This window comes from Hoyosella altamirensis (genome assembly GCF_014191505.1).
Classification (GTDB): domain Bacteria; phylum Actinomycetota; class Actinomycetes; order Mycobacteriales; family Mycobacteriaceae; genus Hoyosella; species Hoyosella altamirensis.
On record NZ_JACHWS010000001.1, the window covers coordinates 1,009,186 to 1,023,963 of the forward strand.

Below are 14,778 nucleotides of genomic sequence, written 5' to 3' on the forward strand. Positions count from 1 at the left end.
CGCGGTGAGGCCCCGCCGCGGTGATCGGCCCCACCGCGGGCAGGCCACTGGCCGGCAGGTCCCGACGGCCGGCAGGCCTCGGGGTGAGGGTATTAGCCGAGCAGGATGACGTCGAGCCGGCGTGGGCCGTGGACGCCCTCGACACGTTCGAGCTCGATATCTGAGGTGGCCGAGGGTCCGGAGATCATGGTGATCGGCGCGATGGGCTCCACCCGGGACAGGGCCTCGGGGATCAGTTCCACCACCGATGCGGCCGGCACCACGCAGATGTGGTGGTCCGGGACCAGGCTGATGGCCCGGCGTCCCTCGTCGGGGCGGGCGGTGAGGAAGATCGTGCCGGTCTCGGCGCAGGACACGGTGGAGGAGGTGACCACGGCGTCCACGGCATTGAGTTCTCGGACCCCGAGCACCTGTCCGCGTTCATCCGTGGACTCCCGGATCATCTGGAGGGTGTCGGTGTCGGCCGGCAGCCAGGATGGGTCCAGGCCAGCGGGGACCACGTACCGGGCGGATGAGCCCAGCAGCTCGGTGATGCGTGCCGGTAGGGTTTCCACGTTCTCGTGGTGGACCGTGGCCTTGTAGTCGACGAGCCGGTCCTCGAGCATCTCCAGGACTTCCGCGGCGGGCCGGTCTGAGACGGTCCGGTAGATGCGTTCCACCGTCGGGGCGGTGGGCTGGTCGGCCAGGGCGCCGCGGATGCGGGCCAGGATCTCGGTCTTGGCGTCGGTGCTCATCGGTCGCCCTCCTTCAACTGGTGCGGGTCGGTAGGTTGGGCTGGGTCGGTGTCGGGTACCGTCCCGTCCGCGCGGACCCGGTCTTGCGTTTCGTCGGCGTGTTGGGCCCACCAGTTGCGGAAGGACTCGCGGGGCGGTGCTGGGATGTCGCGGACGTCGGTCCAGCCGCCGGCCATGCCGGGCAGCCAGCCGATGCGTCGGTCGTGGCCGGCCACGGCCCGGCCCAGGGGCAGGGCCCGCTCGGCCAGGGCCATGCGCCGTCCGGAGGACATCACCATCGAGGCGCCCTTCATCATCAGGTCCATCTCGGACGGCGGGTGCGGCAGCCGCTGGAACAACCGGCGCACCCGGCCCGGGGCCGGTCCCGACGCCGGTCCGGTGTTGCGGCCACCGCCGGTGTTCTCGGCGGCGGCTTGGGGGCCGGCCGGAGTTTGAAGGGCGGCGGTGGCGCCGTCTTCGGTGGGGACCGCGTCGACGGCGGGGCGCTGGCCGTGCTTGGTGCGCACGTCCTCGTCGCGCAGGTGCACGAGGATCTCGGGGATGTTGATCTTCACCGGGCACACGTCGTAGCAGGCCCCGCACAGGGTGGAGGCGTACGGCAGGGAGGCGTTCTCCGCCGAGGTGATCCCGGTCAGCTGGGGCGAGAGGATCGCCCCGATCGGGCCGGGGTAGGTCGAGCCGTAGGCGTGTCCGCCGGCCTGTTCGTAGACCGGGCACACGTTCAAGCAGGCCGAGCAGCGGATGCAGTGCAACGCCGAGCGGCCGGCCGGGTCCGAGAGCACCGCGGAGCGGCCGTTGTCCAGCAGCACCACGTGCACGTCTTGGGGCCCGTCCCCGGGGGTGACCCCGGTCCACATCGAGGTGTAGGGGTTCATCCGCTCACCCGTGGAGGACCGCGGCAGCAACTGCAGGTAGACCTCCAGGTCGGCGAAGGTGGGGACGAGTTTCTCGATGCCCATCACGGTGATCAGCGTCTCGGGCAGGGTCAGGCACATCCGCCCGTTGCCCTCGGACTCCACCACGGTCAGCGTGCCGGTCTCGGCGACTCCGAAGTTCGCCCCGGAGATCGCGACCTTGGTGGAGAGGAACTTCTCGCGCAGGTGGGCGCGGGCGGCCTCGGCCAGGTCGCGCGGCTCGGAGGTGAGGGTCTCGTCGGTCTCGGTCATCTCCCGCAGGAAGATCTCGCGGATCTCGTGGCGGTTCTTGTGGATGGCCGGGACCAGGATGTGAGAGGAACGGTCGTGGCCCAGCTGGACGATCAGTTCGGCCAGGTCGGTCTCGGTCGCGGTGATCCCGTGCTCGGCCAGGTGGCGTTCCAGGTCGATCTCCGCGGTGGCCATGGACTTGATCTTGATGGCCTCGGTGCTGCCGGTGGCCTGGACCAGGTTCGTGATGATCCGGTTGGCCTCGGCGGCGTCCCGGGCCCAGTGCACGGTGCCGCCGCGGGCGGTGACGTTGGCCTCGAACTGCTCCAACAGCTCGGGCAGGTTCGCCATCACCGACTCCTTGAGGGCCGAACCGGCCGAGCGCAGCGCCTGCCAGTCCGGGAGCTCGTTGACCACGTTGGCGCGCTTGCCGCGGATCGTGTGGGTGGCGTGGCGGATATTGGCCCGCATCTGGGTGTTGCCCATCTCGGCCCGGGCCGCGGCCGGGAAGGCGGTCTCGGCGTGCAGATTCCCGTGCCCGCGCACGGGGCGGACGGCGGGCATCCCGAGGGCGGTGCGGCTCATCGGCTCTCTCCTGAATCGGCGGCCACGGCCGCGGGGGCATCACTACTGGCCGAACCGGCGGTCGAACCGGTGGCGGCTTGGGTCCGGTGGCGTCGTCCGGTCGGGCCGGGGATGGACAGCTCCACCGGCCCGGTCACCTCCAGCGGGTTCTGCCGGGTGGAGGCCAGGATCTCGGCGAAGTGCACGGTGGCCACCCCCGCACCGGTGCGGGAGATCGCCCCGCCCAGGTGCATCAGGCAGGAGGCGTCCCCACCGGTGCAGACCTGGGCGCCGGTGGCGGTGATGTTGCCGATCTTCTCCTCGGCCATCGCCGCGGACACATCCGGGTTCTTGAACGAGAACGTGCCGCCGAACCCGCAACACTCCTCGGCGTCGGGCAACTCGGTGAACTCCACCCCGGCCACCGAGCGCACCAGGTCCTTCTGCCGGTCACCCAGGCGCAGCAACCGCATCCCATGGCAGGACGGGTGATACGTCACCGTGTGCGGGAACCACGACCCCAGCTGCTCGGCGGCATCGGACACCCCGAGCACGTCCACCAGCAATTGGGAGAGCTCATAAGTGGTCCCGGCCACCGCCTCGGCCCGCCGAGCCAGATCCTCGTCCCCGCCGGCCCGGGCGACCATCGGTTGCTGGTGCCCCAGGGAGGCCACACAGGACCCCGAGGGCGCCACCGCGACGTCGTAGTCCGCGGCATTGAAGGCCTTCACGTGGTTGCGCACCACCGGCAGCGCGTCCTGTAGGTAGCCGCTGTTGACGTGCATCTGCGAACAACACCCCTGCCCGGGCGGGAACACCACCTCGTGGCCCAGCCGCTCCAGGACCCGCACGGTCGCCAGGGCGACCCGCGGGTACATCGCGTCCACGATGCACGTGGCGAACAAGGCGATTCTCATGCGACCTCCGTCGGGGAGCAGTGCTGGACGGCCCAGCAGACCGTGTGGTCTGACCACTGTAGGGCAGTGTGAGGCACCGCACAACCACGCCCTCTCCCGGCGTCCGGTTCTAGCGCCCCCTTAGATGCCCGCCCGAGCGTCCGGGTGCCACCCAGGGGCGGCGCCCAACGAGGGGCCAGACGGGGTGTCCGGTGGCCCGCCCGACGGCACGCCGCGCCGGTGGGGGTTGACCGGTGTGATGCACCTCATATAACTTATGTGACCTGACCACTGTGGTCCGACCACAGCCGGGGCGGTGTCGGGATCCTTTCGCTGCAACCCCTGCCGGCCGGCGTCGAGGCATTGCGCCTCGATGGCGGGCCCCGCCAGATCCTGTCCCCAGAAAGGACACCCCTCGTGGACAATCTCGCCGTGCTGAGCCTTCTAGCGCTGCTGCCCCTGCTGTTGGTGGGCGTGCTGTTGGCCGGATTCCGCTGGCCCGCGAAGTACGCCATGCCCGTGGGGTATGTGGCGGTCGTGGCCATCGCGCTGACCGTCTGGCAGATGAGTCCGGCCGGGGTGATCGCCGCCTCCATCGAGGGCCTCATCGTGGCCCTCACCCTGCTGTACATCGTCTTCGGGGCCCTGCTGCTGCTCTCGGCCCTGACCGTGGGCGGGGCGATGGCCACCATCCGGGCCGGGTTCGACAACATCTCCTCGGACCGGCGGGTCCAGGCGATCATCATCGGCTGGCTCTTCGGCAGCTTCATCGAGGGCGTCTCCGGGTTCGGCACCACGGCCGCGGTCGTGGCCCCGCTGCTGCTGGCGATGGGCTTTCCCGCGATGGCCGCCGTCATGGTCGGGTTGATCGTCCAGTCCACCCCGGTGAGCTTCGGGGCGGTCGGCACCCCCATCCTGGTCGGGGTGGCCAACGGGCTGGGCGGTGACCCGGCGGTAAGCGAACGGGCGAGCGTGCTTGGGCTGAGCATGCCGGAGTTCGTTGACTCGATCGGGTTCTCCGTGGCGGTCATGCACGCGATCGTGGGCATCCTCATCCCGCTGATCCTGGTCTGCCTGCTCACCGGCTTCTTCGGACCCGAGCGCCGCTTCCGCGACGGGCTGGCCGTGTGGCCCTTCGCGATCTACGCCTCCCTGGCCATGACCGTGCCCTACACCCTCGTGGCCCGCTTCCTCGGCCCGGAGTTCCCGTCCCTGTTCGGCGGGCTGATCGGCCTGGCACTGGTGATGTTCACCTCCAGCAAGGGCTTTTTGATGCCCAAGGACCACTTCGACTTTGGCCCCCGGGACTCCTGGGTCGGGCGCTGGACCGGGACCCTGGACCCCGAGAAGGTCCCGCCGGTGTCCCGGAAGATGAGCCTGGTCCGGGCCTGGGCGCCCTACGCCCTGCTCGCCGCACTGCTGGTGATCACCCGGATCGTCACCCCCGTGACCGAGTTCCTGCGCAGCCTGGCCATCCCTGTGGAGAACATCCTCGGCACCGGGGTCAGCACCCGCATCGAACCGTTCTACTCTCCGGCCCTGCTGCTGATCCTCTCCGCGGTATTCGCCTACCTGCTGCACCGCATGAACGGCCAACAGGTCCTGCGCACCCTGAAGGTCTCGGGTCGCCAGCTGGCCGGCACCGCCGTGGCCCTGCTCTTCGCCCTGCCCCTGGTGCGGGTACTCATCCAGTCCGGCCCGGAACTGAACGCCTCGGGACTGTCCAGCATGCCGGTCACCCTCGCCGAAGGGGCCGCGGCGATCTCGGGGGGCGCCTGGCCGCTGCTGGCACCCTGGATCGGGGCCCTGGGCGCCTTCGTTGCCGGATCGAACACCGTCTCGAACCTGACCTTCTCCCAGTTCCAGTTCTCCACCGGCGTCCAGATCGGCGTGCCCCAACCCGAACTCGTCGTGGCCGCCCAGGCCGTCGGTGGCGCCGGCGGCAACCCCATCTCCATCCACAACATCGTCGCCGCCTCCGCCACCGTCGGCCTCCTGGGCCGAGAGGGTGACCTGCTGCGCCAGACCATCCTGGTCACCACCTACTACTGCCTGGCCGGCGGTGTGGTGGCCTACCTGTTCATCCACGGCCTCGGGGCCAACCCCGGGACCATCATGCTCGTCCTGCTGCTGGCCGGGCTGGCCCTAGTCGCGTGGTGGATGATGCGGCACAACACCCCCGCCCCGCTCCGGACCGAGCGGGTGAGGACCTAAACCCGCGGGCCCATCCCCGGACTGTGGGCCAGACCAGCCCACGGTCCGGGGATCGGTGAGCCTCTCTAGAATGAGGTCCTACCCCTTTACCCCAGGAGCCGTCCGTGCCATCAGCCCCCGCCGCCTACACCCTGGTCCTCGACTGGATAGAGGCCCAACTGCGCACCGGACACCTCAGCGTGGGCGACAAACTGCCCGGAGAGCGCCACCTCGCCGAACAATTCGGGATCTCCCGCGCCTCCGTCCGCGAAGCGGTCCGCATCCTCGACGCCATGGGCCTGGTGCGCTCGGCCACCGGCTCCGGACCCTCCGCCGGCGCCGTGGTCATCTCCGAACCCTCCAAGGCCCTGGGTTGGGCGCTGCGCATGCACATCGCCACCCGCTCCCTGCCCGTCCAGGACATCGTCCAAACACGACTCCTGCTGGAAACCCAGTCGGCCCTCGACGCAGCCGCCGCCCCAGACTCCGATCAGCGGTCAGAAATCCTGAACCAGGCCGCTGAACTGCTCCAGACCATGGATGACCCGGATCTGCCTTCCGGGTGGTTCCACGAACACGACTCCCAGTTCCACACCCTGCTCAGCTCCCTGGCCGGAAACGTGGTGGTCGAAACCATCATGGACTCCCTCCGCCAGGCCACCATCAGCTATGTCCAGGAAACCGTCGCAGGCCTACCCAACTGGACCGACGTACGGTGCACCCTTCAAGACCAGCACAAAACCATCCTGGAAGCCTTCCGAGACCGACGCGGCCACGACGCCGCCGACGCCCTACACCACCACATCACCTGGTTCTACAGCCTCAGCGAAGACCACAACGGCACCGACGACCAGGCCACCCCTGCTCCGACGGGCACGGCAAGCGCCGCAGCGTTCCTAACGCTTCATCCCTCCAGGACCACCCCAAGACCAGCACCCAAGTCAGACACCGCTAAGGCCTGACCGGAGAGAATGGAAAGGCCCGGGGCTCGCTCCTCCCTGCTAGGAGAAGGCACCCCGTCGAGGCAAAGCTCCCGCGCGCAGCCCGCGACATCAGTGACCTTCGACGAACCAGATCTCAACGGGCTCGCCGGGCCGGACCGTGTGACAGAACCGGCTAACAAGAACAAGGCTGGACCGAGCATCCCACCGGCGTGAAGCCGGACTGATCAAGGTCGCTGTCGATGACTACTCATCGACGCGGAGACGACGGGGGAATCGAGTGCAGCGCGCTTCTGACATTAGTGAAGCCCACTTCTGAACCTGACAGAGAGGAACGACGGCACGCCTGGCGGGCTGTCCCGTAAGACCCGTCCGGTGAACTGTCCGGTGAAGGGAGGCTATATGACACACTGGGGAGCATGTCCCCCTTGAAGGTCGGCTATGCCCGAGTCTCCACCGACGAGCAGGACCTGACCGCGCAGCGTGACGGACTCGCGGCGTTCGGCGTCGATCCCAAGCGCATCTACGTCGATCACGGGCTCACGGGCCGCAACGCCGACCGTGAGGGCCTGCAGCAGGCGCTGGCAGCGTGTCGGGACGGCGATACATTCGTGGTCACCAAGCTCGATCGGCTGGCGCGTTCGGTCCGTGATGCCCACCAGATCGCCGACGACCTCGCGGCGCGGGAAGTGAAGCTGAGCATCGCCGGATCGGTGTACGACCCGACCGACCCGATGGGGAAACTGTTGTTCAACGTGCTGGCGATGGTCGCCGAATTCGAAGCCGACCTCATCCGTGCCCGCACCCGCGAGGGGATGAAGGTCGCCAAGGCCAAGGGCCGGCTGCGCGGGAAGTCACCGAAACTCACCCCCCGGCAAGAAGCTCACCTCGTCCAGCTACATGCCGCCGACGAGCACACCGTGGGCGAGCTGGCCGAGCTGTTCAGCGTGGGCCGCTCCACGGTCTACCGCGCCCTTCAGCGCGCCGAGCGCGGGCGCGAGAACGCCTTGCAGTAGGTGCGTCGTGGACGCTCGAGCGCGGTGGCGAATCCTCAGGCTCCACGTCGAGGACCAGGTGCCCCTCGCGCGCTTAGCTCGCGAGACCGATGTTGGGCTGCGGACCCTGGAGCGCTGGCACGCCCGCTACCGCGCCGACGGCTACGCCGGACTGGAGACAGCCTCGCGAGCGGACACCGGCTCCCGCCGCCTTCCGCCCGACCTCGTCCACCTGATCGAGGGCCTGGCACTGAGCAAGCCGCGGCCGGCCATCGCCACCATCAACCGCAAAGTCACCGGCATCTGCGCCGCCCGGAGATGGCCGGTCCCCTCCTACTCGGTGGTGTGGGACATCGTGCGGACCCTGGATCCCGGCATGGTCACCCTCGCCCTGGAGGGCGCAGCGTCCTACCGCGACAAGCACGAGCTGGTGCTACGCCGGCAAGCAGAGCTGCCCAACGCGATGTGGCAATCCGATCACACCATGCTCGACATCCTGGTGGTGGGCACCGACGGCAAGCCCGCACGGCCATGGCTGACAACGATCCTCGACGACTGCTCCCGGGCGGTCTGCGGCTACACAGTCTTCCTGGGCGCACCGTCGGCGATGAACACCGCCCTGGCGCTGCGCCAAGCGATCTGGCACAAGACCGACCCGGCCTGGCCGATGTGCGGCCTGCCCGACGTGCTCTACGTCGACCACGGCAGCGACTTCACCAGTGACCAGCTCGCCCACACCGCCGTCGACCTCCACATCCGACTGATCCACTCCACCGTCGCCCGACCCCAGGGACGGGGCAAGATCGAGCGGTTCTTCGGCACCATCAACACCGAGCTACTCGCCACCCTGCCCGGACACATCACCGAAGGGCACCCCTGGCCGACACCGAAACTGTCCCTGGCCGCCCTCGATAGCGCCCTGGAGGCGTTCGTGGCCACCTACAACGACCGCACGCACAGCGAGCTCGGAACCTCCCCGCGCAGCGCGTGGATCGCCGATGGCTGGCTGCCCCGAATGCCCGAGAGCCTGGAAGACCTCGACAGACTGCTGTTGACCGTCGCCAAGACCCGCGTCGTGCGCCGCGATGGCATCCGCTTCCAGGGCCTGCGCTACGTCTCGCCAACTCTGGCCGGCTACGTCGGACGCTCGGTCGTGATCCGCTACGACCCCCGCGACATCACCGAGATCCGCGTCTTCGATCACGACGAATTCGTCTGCAAGGCCGTCAACCAAGAGCACCACGACCAGAAGGTCAGCCTCAAGGAGATCCAGGCCGCGCGCAACGCCCGCCGCCGGGCGCTGCGAGCCGGCATCAACGAACGCATCGCCCTCGTGGCCGCACCTACCGAGACGCCACGGATCACCGAAGCACCGGCTCCGGCGCCGAGGTCGGCGTTGAAGATCTACAAGGAGGACCTCAGGTGAGCCAGCGCTTCATCGTCACCAAGGAGCACCGCCGCTTCACCGAGTTCGCCGACGCCGTGCGCCGCGGGCACACCATCGGTTTGTGCTTCGGATCAGCCGGCGTAGGAAAGACACTCTCCGCGCGCCGCTACGCACACTACGAGAAGGCTCATGACCTGCTGACCTACTGGGGGCCGCGCTCCGACAACGACGCCAAGATCTACGCCGCCTTGAACCGGAGCCGCACCGTGCTCTACACCCCCAGCGTGCTGACCACCCCGCGGACCCTGAAGGACGAGCTGACCCAAGCCATCACCCGCACCAACATGTGCATCGAGCAGCACCTCGTACCTCCCGGCACGGCCACTCCCGAGGCCTGGGGATGGCGACACGGCAGGAACTACGTGGAGCTGATCATCGTCGACGAGGCCGAACGACTGCGTCCCGCCGCTCTGGAACTGCTGCGCGATCGCTACGACCGCGACGACATCGCCCTGATCCTGATCGGCATGCCCGGCCTGGAGAAGCAGTTCAGCCACTACCCCCAGTTCTACAGCCGAGTCGGCTTCGCCCACCAGTACCGGCCCCTGGGACAAGACGAACTGCTGTTCGTCCTCGAGCGACACTGGCGATCCCTCGGCAAGACCCTCGACCCCGACGACTTCACCGACGCCCAAGCCATCGCAGCCATCGCACGGATCACCCGCGGCAACTTCCGGCTCCTCGAACGCCTCTTCCCCCAGATCCAGCGGGTCCTGAAGATCAACGAACTCGACACCATCACCAACGACGTCATCGAAGCCGCACAGAGCACCCTGGTCATCGGTGTCACCTGACCCCGCCACGAAGCGACCGAAGAACCCCGCCATTCAGCAGACGAAGTCACACACCTCGCAGGAGCCAGCAAACAGACCGCGCACAACGCGGCAAAGATAGTTGCTGCGGAAACCGGCCGGTTCCTGCGCGGTGAGGCGCTCGAGAACGCCGTCGCCCCGAACGTCACACGCGCCGGGTGAGGTCGGGGAGCCCATCTCCGCTGAGGTGCGAAAGTGTGGCACGACGTCCGCCGAGCACCATCAACAATGCGCTGATCGGGCCATGCACGTCGGAGCCGCGTCCTGCAGTCCAGTCGGTGTCGGTCGCGGTGAAGCGGACTCCGCGGTAGCGCCGTTTCGCCCACATCGGCCAGATCATCTCCCAGAGCCGGTCGGCGCTGTCGCGCGCGAGTTCGACTGGCATGTGATGATCGCGGCTGAGGGGGAGAGCGATGTCCTGGGCGTGGATGAGTGTGTCGGCGAGAATGTTTCGCTGATTGGTTAACGGCGGAAGTTTGCGTGACGCCGCATGCTTGCGCAGCGCCGCGACGATCTGGTCCTCGGGGTGACTGCCGTAGGCGATTCCGAGCGCCTGGTTCATTTTGTTGAAGCGGCCGTAGTTGCGGATGGCTTCTCGTGCGGCGGCGCGGAGCGGCGGGTTAGCGCCCAGAGCGACATGTGCCGCGACGTCCCGTACGAGCCATCCCTCGCACAGTGAGGGAGCGTCCCATTCGTTGGGGGTAAGTGACTCGAGCATGTCAGCGAGATGTAGCCGTTCCTGCTCGATTGCGTACCACCTAGCTTCGTGATCCATGAGGTTGCCGCTATCACCCGATAGCTGACTTGGGGCTTGTCCCAACGGAAACACCATGTCGGTGTGCGATGTCAGCCATGGCTGACATCGTTTCATCCATTGTGCGATCCCGGGGCAGTCGTGCGATGTCGGCAAAGAATGATCCCGCGCCGTCCCCGGTTGTGAACGCCAGTATGCGGGCACCTGGCGCGGCAGCGTTCCACGTATATGGAGTGCCTGGCGTGATTGTGATGCTCGCGCCTGGCGTGAGCGTGTGCTGCTCGGTTGCCGAGACAAAGGTGATCGTGCCTTCGAGCACGTAGGCCGTCGTTCCCCAGGGCGAGGTGTGGAGAGGAACGAGCGGTCCGGGCCGCACGTCGACTTCGAATAGTTCGTATGCGCCGCCAGTCGTCGCGGCGCTCGCCTTGGCGACGTGAACGCCGTCGAATGTGTCGAGAGCGACACCGTCGCCGGGTGCGCTGTAGTGGCTGTTCATGGTTGTCTCCACGATTCCCAAAAAGTTCGATACACTTACCAATGTAGTCAGACTAGCTGACTAATTCAAGGGGTGTGAAGGGGAAATGGCGAACGACGAATTGCCCGTTGGGCTGCTGATGTTCATTTCGTTCCGGTACCTCGAAGGCCGCGTGCATGAGGCACTTGAGGCCGCGGGGTACGGAGACGTGAGCATCGCGCAAGGCCGAGTCGCAGCCAGGATTGCGCCGGGGGGCAGCCGACTCACCGACATCGCCGAGCAGGCGCAAATCACCAAACAAACAGCAGGCTTCCTCGTCGACCAGCTGGAGAAATCGGGCATCGTGGAACGAGTGTCCGACCCGATGGATAAGCGGGCACGGCTCGTCCGGTTTACCGAACGCGGGAAGAAGCTCTCGGCCACCGCCGATGCCGCCGTCGCGGAAGTCGAGGCCGAATGGGTAGCACATTTGGGCAAACGACATATGGATCAGTTGCGCCGCGCGCTGTCCGAACTGCGGGAAGTCACTGACCCGTACATGTGACGATCGGTGCTGCCCCCAGACAGGACGTGAGCGCCCAAACGGGGAATTGGGCGCTCACGTTCAAGAGTCAGGCTGGGGCATTTCGTCCAACCACGCTGGCCAACGTGATCAACTCCGTGCCGAAGTCTTTAGCGGCTCTTCACTTTTGCGGGTGTCTTACGCATCCGTGTTTTCAACCGCGCCTTCCTGCGTATCCAGTCCCCCGGGGTCGCTGTTTTCCGGATCCAGCGGCCGGGCTGTATGGATATGTGAGTCTCTCTGCAGTAGAACTCACCGCATTCCAGTCGGTCTATTTATGCTACGCCTCGCACTGCACGTCAGCAAGAAGCCAATTTGCCTTATTAAAGGCCTGCGTCCTGGGAACGTGTGTCTGCGCTGACATGTTTGGGGGCGGTGAAGTTCGGGTCGTATAGCTCCCGCCGCTTGTCAACCCTTCGTACGGCCCAGATCGTGGGCAGGACTACGAGGAGGGTAAGTGGCCATCCCATCGCCACCCGTGCGATGCCCAGCCACGTCGTCTCGTCCAGGTTGTACAGCCACTGCTGCACGACGAACCTGGAGAACGCGGCTACGAACCACAGCGCGGTCGCGAAATCGTAGTAACGCAGCGACGTCCTGTCCTCGCGCCAGAATGAACCCTGGAAGTTCGCTGAGGCCCAAATCTGCCCGATCAGCGGTCGCCGCACCAGAATTGAGATCAGGAGTATCGCGCTGATAGCAGCGGTGACGATGTTGCCGATCAGGTAATAGCCCCGCGCTTCTCCGAGGACCGCGGCTACAAATGAGCTGAGGACGACACCGCCCAGCCCGACAAAGGCCGCTCCAAGCGTTTCCCTCCTCAGTAACTGGACGATCCCGACTATCGCAGCAACACCGATCGATGCCCCGATCGCAGCCCATAACCCCTCAAAGTCATTGACGACGATGAAGGCGAAAACCGGCAAGAGGGTCAGGAACGCACCGGAGAATCCGCCGATATACGTCCACGCAAAGACCAGTTGGTCGTGCAGCGTCTCGGGAACCTTCTTGGCCGCCTGTTGCCTCATATCTCCTCCTGGTGCGCTAGCTCTCCCGTGTCACAGTCGTGGTTCTCGTGTTCTGGTGACTGATCCGCGCGATTGAACAGTCTGCTGAGGTAGCTATCCAGCGCCCGCACAAGCGCATGGGCCGGAAAAGCGTCCGGATTGGTCGCGTGGTGAAGGCATAGCCCATCGACGAAGGCCACGAGTGCCGCAGCCTCCACGTCCGTGCTAACGTCCGCGGACAACTCGCCTCGTCGCTGCGCACCCGCGAGAGCGCGCGCGAGGCCATCGATCAGGTTGTGTGTTGCATCGTGGTGCAGAGCGGCCATCGCCGGATCGGTGAGCCCAACGTGCAGGAAGTTGAGCCAGAATCGAAGTTCCTTCTGCCGCTCGGCGTCGAGCGGCAGTACACACCGTAGTAACCGTTCGAGATACGTCCTGATAGGCAGCACTAGTTCGGTCTGGTGGACGCGCTGTTCGGTGCGTTCGAAGACGTGAGCTACGCCGAATCGGAGCAATTCGTCCTTTGTGCGGAAGTACCGTTGAACCAGCCCCACCGATACTCCCGCGAACTCGGCAACGTCGGCCAGGCTTGTCTTCTGAATCCCGCGAGTGGCCACGGCGTCCAGAAGGGCCTCGGTGATCTGCTGACGACGCGTCGATGCTTCCTCGTGGCGGGGCATAAAAAAATATTATCATATTATTTACTTGAGAGGTTCCTGAAGTCGTGCAAGGGCGTGGGACCATGACGGCAATGTGCTCACACCGGCTTCGTCGAGGAAGATACTGAAACGCATGATGAACCACCGCGTCCTGGCCGATGCAGATAGCCGCGCCTACGGCTCGATGCGGGATCAGCCGGTATCGCGCGGCGAACGGTACAAGGTGGGTCAGGAGTTGCGGCACAGTGTGCCCCGGTCGTCCCTGGCTGAGTGGAAAAAGCCTGATGACCGTGCCGATCCCGTCGAGCAAGTCAACGCATCGCATGAAGGACGGCTGGACTGGCTGATCCCGGTGCGGGTCGGACGGATGATCGCGTCACCGTACGGCTTTCTGCGCGGCACCGCGGGACTGATGGCAACTGACGTTGCGGCGCTCCCCGCGACCGGCATCATGCCCGTGATCTGCGGAGACTCTCATATGGGTAACTTCGGTTTCTACGCGTCCCCGGAACGTGAACTGGTTTTCGATCTTAACGACTTCGATGAAGCACACCCAGGGAGCTGGGAATGGGACCTGCGGCGGCTCGTGGCAAGCATCTGGGTAGCAGGACGGCAAAACGGCGCCTCCGAAGATCAGTGCGGGGAAGCCACACATTCGTGCGTGGAGGCGTACCGAGGCCAGTTGCGCCGCCTCGCCGAGATGCCTCTGCTGCAACGCCATTTCGAGCGCCTCGACGTCGATCGGCTGCGCGCCACCGCCAACGACAGCAGCTTGCGTCACCAGATCGAGCGGTCCGCCAAGCGAGCCCGCAAACGCACCAGTGACCGTGCACTGCCACGGTTCACCGAAGAGCGCGACGGGCAGCGCCGCATCGTTGAAGAACCACCACTGATCACCAGCCTCGGCGAGAAGGAAGCCACCCGGCTAGCTGAGGCGCTTGATCAGTACCTCGAATCCGTGCCGTCGCAGTGGCGGCGCGTACTCGCCGGCTACACGGTGCGCGACGTCGCCCACAAAGTGGTTGGTGTGGGGAGCGTCGGTCTGCGCGCATACGTGGTGCTGTGTGAAGGCAGCAGCTCCGACGACGTCCTCTTCTTGCAGTTGAAGCAGGCCCGTCGATCCGTCATTGCGCGGTTCGTGCACGGTGATGACGCGTGGCACGCGCACCAGGGTCAGCGTGTCGTCGAATATCAGCACGCGCTGCAAACGGCGAGCGACCCACTGCTCGGCTGGACGTCCTTCGACGGCCGACAGTTCTATGTCCGCCAGTTCCGGAATATGAAGGGTGCAATCGACATCGATGACATCGACGCCGAGGCGCTCGCGGACTATGCGCGCATTTGCGGCCACCTCCTCGCGAAAGGGCACGCACGTACCAGTGGCGCATCAATGATCGCCGGGTACTTGGGGAAAAGCGACAAGGTCGCGGAATCGCTCAGCAAATTCGCCAAGGCATACGCAAACCAAACAGAAGAAGACCATCAGGCCCTCGTCGATGCGGTGAAAAAGGGGAAGATTCCAGCAGAAGCCTGAACGGGCAGCCGTCCCAGTCGATTTAGCGTTGTGCTAAACACGGATGGCGGTTTCCGGTGG

Annotated in this window: 14 protein-coding genes; 7 read left to right on the top strand and 7 right to left on the bottom strand. The window is 66.2% G+C overall.

Going from position 1 to position 14,778, the window contains the following annotated elements:
- Positions 1-92 precede the first annotated feature (92 nt).
- From FHU29_RS04860 to FHU29_RS04870, 3 genes are read right to left on the bottom strand one after another with little or no spacing between them, the layout of a single operon-like run.
- On the bottom strand, positions 93-734 hold the full coding sequence (locus tag FHU29_RS04860) for a LutC/YkgG family protein (protein ID WP_064441658.1): 642 nt from the start codon (positions 732-734) through the stop codon (positions 93-95).
- The gene (locus FHU29_RS04865) at positions 731-2,464 is read right to left on the bottom strand and encodes a lactate utilization protein B (protein WP_064441660.1); all 1,734 of its coding nucleotides are present in this window, start codon (positions 2,462-2,464) and stop codon (positions 731-733) included. The genes FHU29_RS04860 and FHU29_RS04865 overlap by 4 nt, the downstream gene beginning before the upstream one ends.
- Entirely contained in the window at positions 2,461-3,360 is a 900-nt protein-coding gene (locus FHU29_RS04870) for a (Fe-S)-binding protein (protein ID WP_064441662.1), read from the bottom strand. The genes FHU29_RS04865 and FHU29_RS04870 overlap by 4 nt, the downstream gene beginning before the upstream one ends.
- A gap of 396 nt (positions 3,361-3,756) precedes the next feature.
- On the opposite strand from FHU29_RS04870, the gene FHU29_RS04875 reads away from it, so the two are divergent.
- From FHU29_RS04875 to FHU29_RS04895, 5 genes are all read left to right on the top strand, one after another.
- A complete protein-coding gene (locus tag FHU29_RS04875; RefSeq protein WP_064441664.1) occupies positions 3,757-5,553 on the top strand; it encodes an L-lactate permease in 1,797 nt (598 codons plus the stop codon).
- A gap of 104 nt (positions 5,554-5,657) precedes the next feature.
- Complete coding sequence (locus tag FHU29_RS04880; protein ID WP_083962453.1) at positions 5,658-6,494, top strand: FadR/GntR family transcriptional regulator; 837 nt, start codon at positions 5,658-5,660, stop codon at positions 6,492-6,494.
- A gap of 407 nt (positions 6,495-6,901) precedes the next feature.
- Positions 6,902-7,489, top strand: coding sequence for a recombinase family protein (locus tag FHU29_RS04885; protein WP_432679578.1), 588 nt, complete (start codon positions 6,902-6,904; stop codon positions 7,487-7,489).
- 7 nt (positions 7,490-7,496) lie between these two features.
- The gene (locus FHU29_RS04890; protein ID WP_074390911.1) at positions 7,497-8,894 is read left to right on the top strand and encodes a Mu transposase C-terminal domain-containing protein; all 1,398 of its coding nucleotides are present in this window, start codon (positions 7,497-7,499) and stop codon (positions 8,892-8,894) included.
- On the top strand, positions 8,891-9,709 hold the full coding sequence (locus FHU29_RS04895) for an AAA family ATPase (protein WP_037161208.1): 819 nt from the start codon (positions 8,891-8,893) through the stop codon (positions 9,707-9,709). The genes FHU29_RS04890 and FHU29_RS04895 overlap by 4 nt, the downstream gene beginning before the upstream one ends.
- Before the next feature lie 163 nt (positions 9,710-9,872).
- Here FHU29_RS04895 and FHU29_RS04900 read toward each other — a convergent pair whose 3' ends face one another.
- A complete protein-coding gene (locus tag FHU29_RS04900) occupies positions 9,873-10,502 on the bottom strand; it encodes a maleylpyruvate isomerase family mycothiol-dependent enzyme (protein WP_064441668.1) in 630 nt (209 codons plus the stop codon).
- A 13-nt stretch (positions 10,503-10,515) separates the two neighbouring features.
- The gene (locus tag FHU29_RS04905) at positions 10,516-10,977 is read right to left on the bottom strand and encodes a cupin domain-containing protein (protein WP_064441670.1); all 462 of its coding nucleotides are present in this window, start codon (positions 10,975-10,977) and stop codon (positions 10,516-10,518) included.
- A gap of 85 nt (positions 10,978-11,062) precedes the next feature.
- Between FHU29_RS04905 and FHU29_RS04910 the strand changes: the two genes are divergently transcribed.
- Complete coding sequence (locus FHU29_RS04910) at positions 11,063-11,500, top strand: MarR family winged helix-turn-helix transcriptional regulator (RefSeq protein ID WP_064441672.1); 438 nt, start codon at positions 11,063-11,065, stop codon at positions 11,498-11,500.
- A gap of 341 nt (positions 11,501-11,841) precedes the next feature.
- On the opposite strand, the gene FHU29_RS04915 is transcribed toward FHU29_RS04910, so the two are convergent.
- Both FHU29_RS04915 and FHU29_RS04920 read right to left on the bottom strand, forming a co-directional pair.
- Positions 11,842-12,546: a DUF3159 domain-containing protein gene (locus FHU29_RS04915; RefSeq protein ID WP_083962455.1), complete on the bottom strand. Its 705-nt coding sequence runs from the start codon at positions 12,544-12,546 to the stop codon at positions 11,842-11,844.
- Complete coding sequence (locus FHU29_RS04920) at positions 12,543-13,205, bottom strand: TetR/AcrR family transcriptional regulator (RefSeq protein ID WP_064441674.1); 663 nt, start codon at positions 13,203-13,205, stop codon at positions 12,543-12,545. Before FHU29_RS04920 ends, FHU29_RS04915 begins: the two co-directional genes overlap by 4 nt.
- A 112-nt stretch (positions 13,206-13,317) precedes the next feature.
- Here FHU29_RS04920 and FHU29_RS04925 point away from each other — a divergent pair, with 112 nt between their 5' ends.
- Complete coding sequence (locus FHU29_RS04925; RefSeq protein ID WP_064441676.1) at positions 13,318-14,718, top strand: DUF2252 domain-containing protein; 1,401 nt, start codon at positions 13,318-13,320, stop codon at positions 14,716-14,718.
- Positions 14,719-14,778 lie beyond the last annotated feature (60 nt).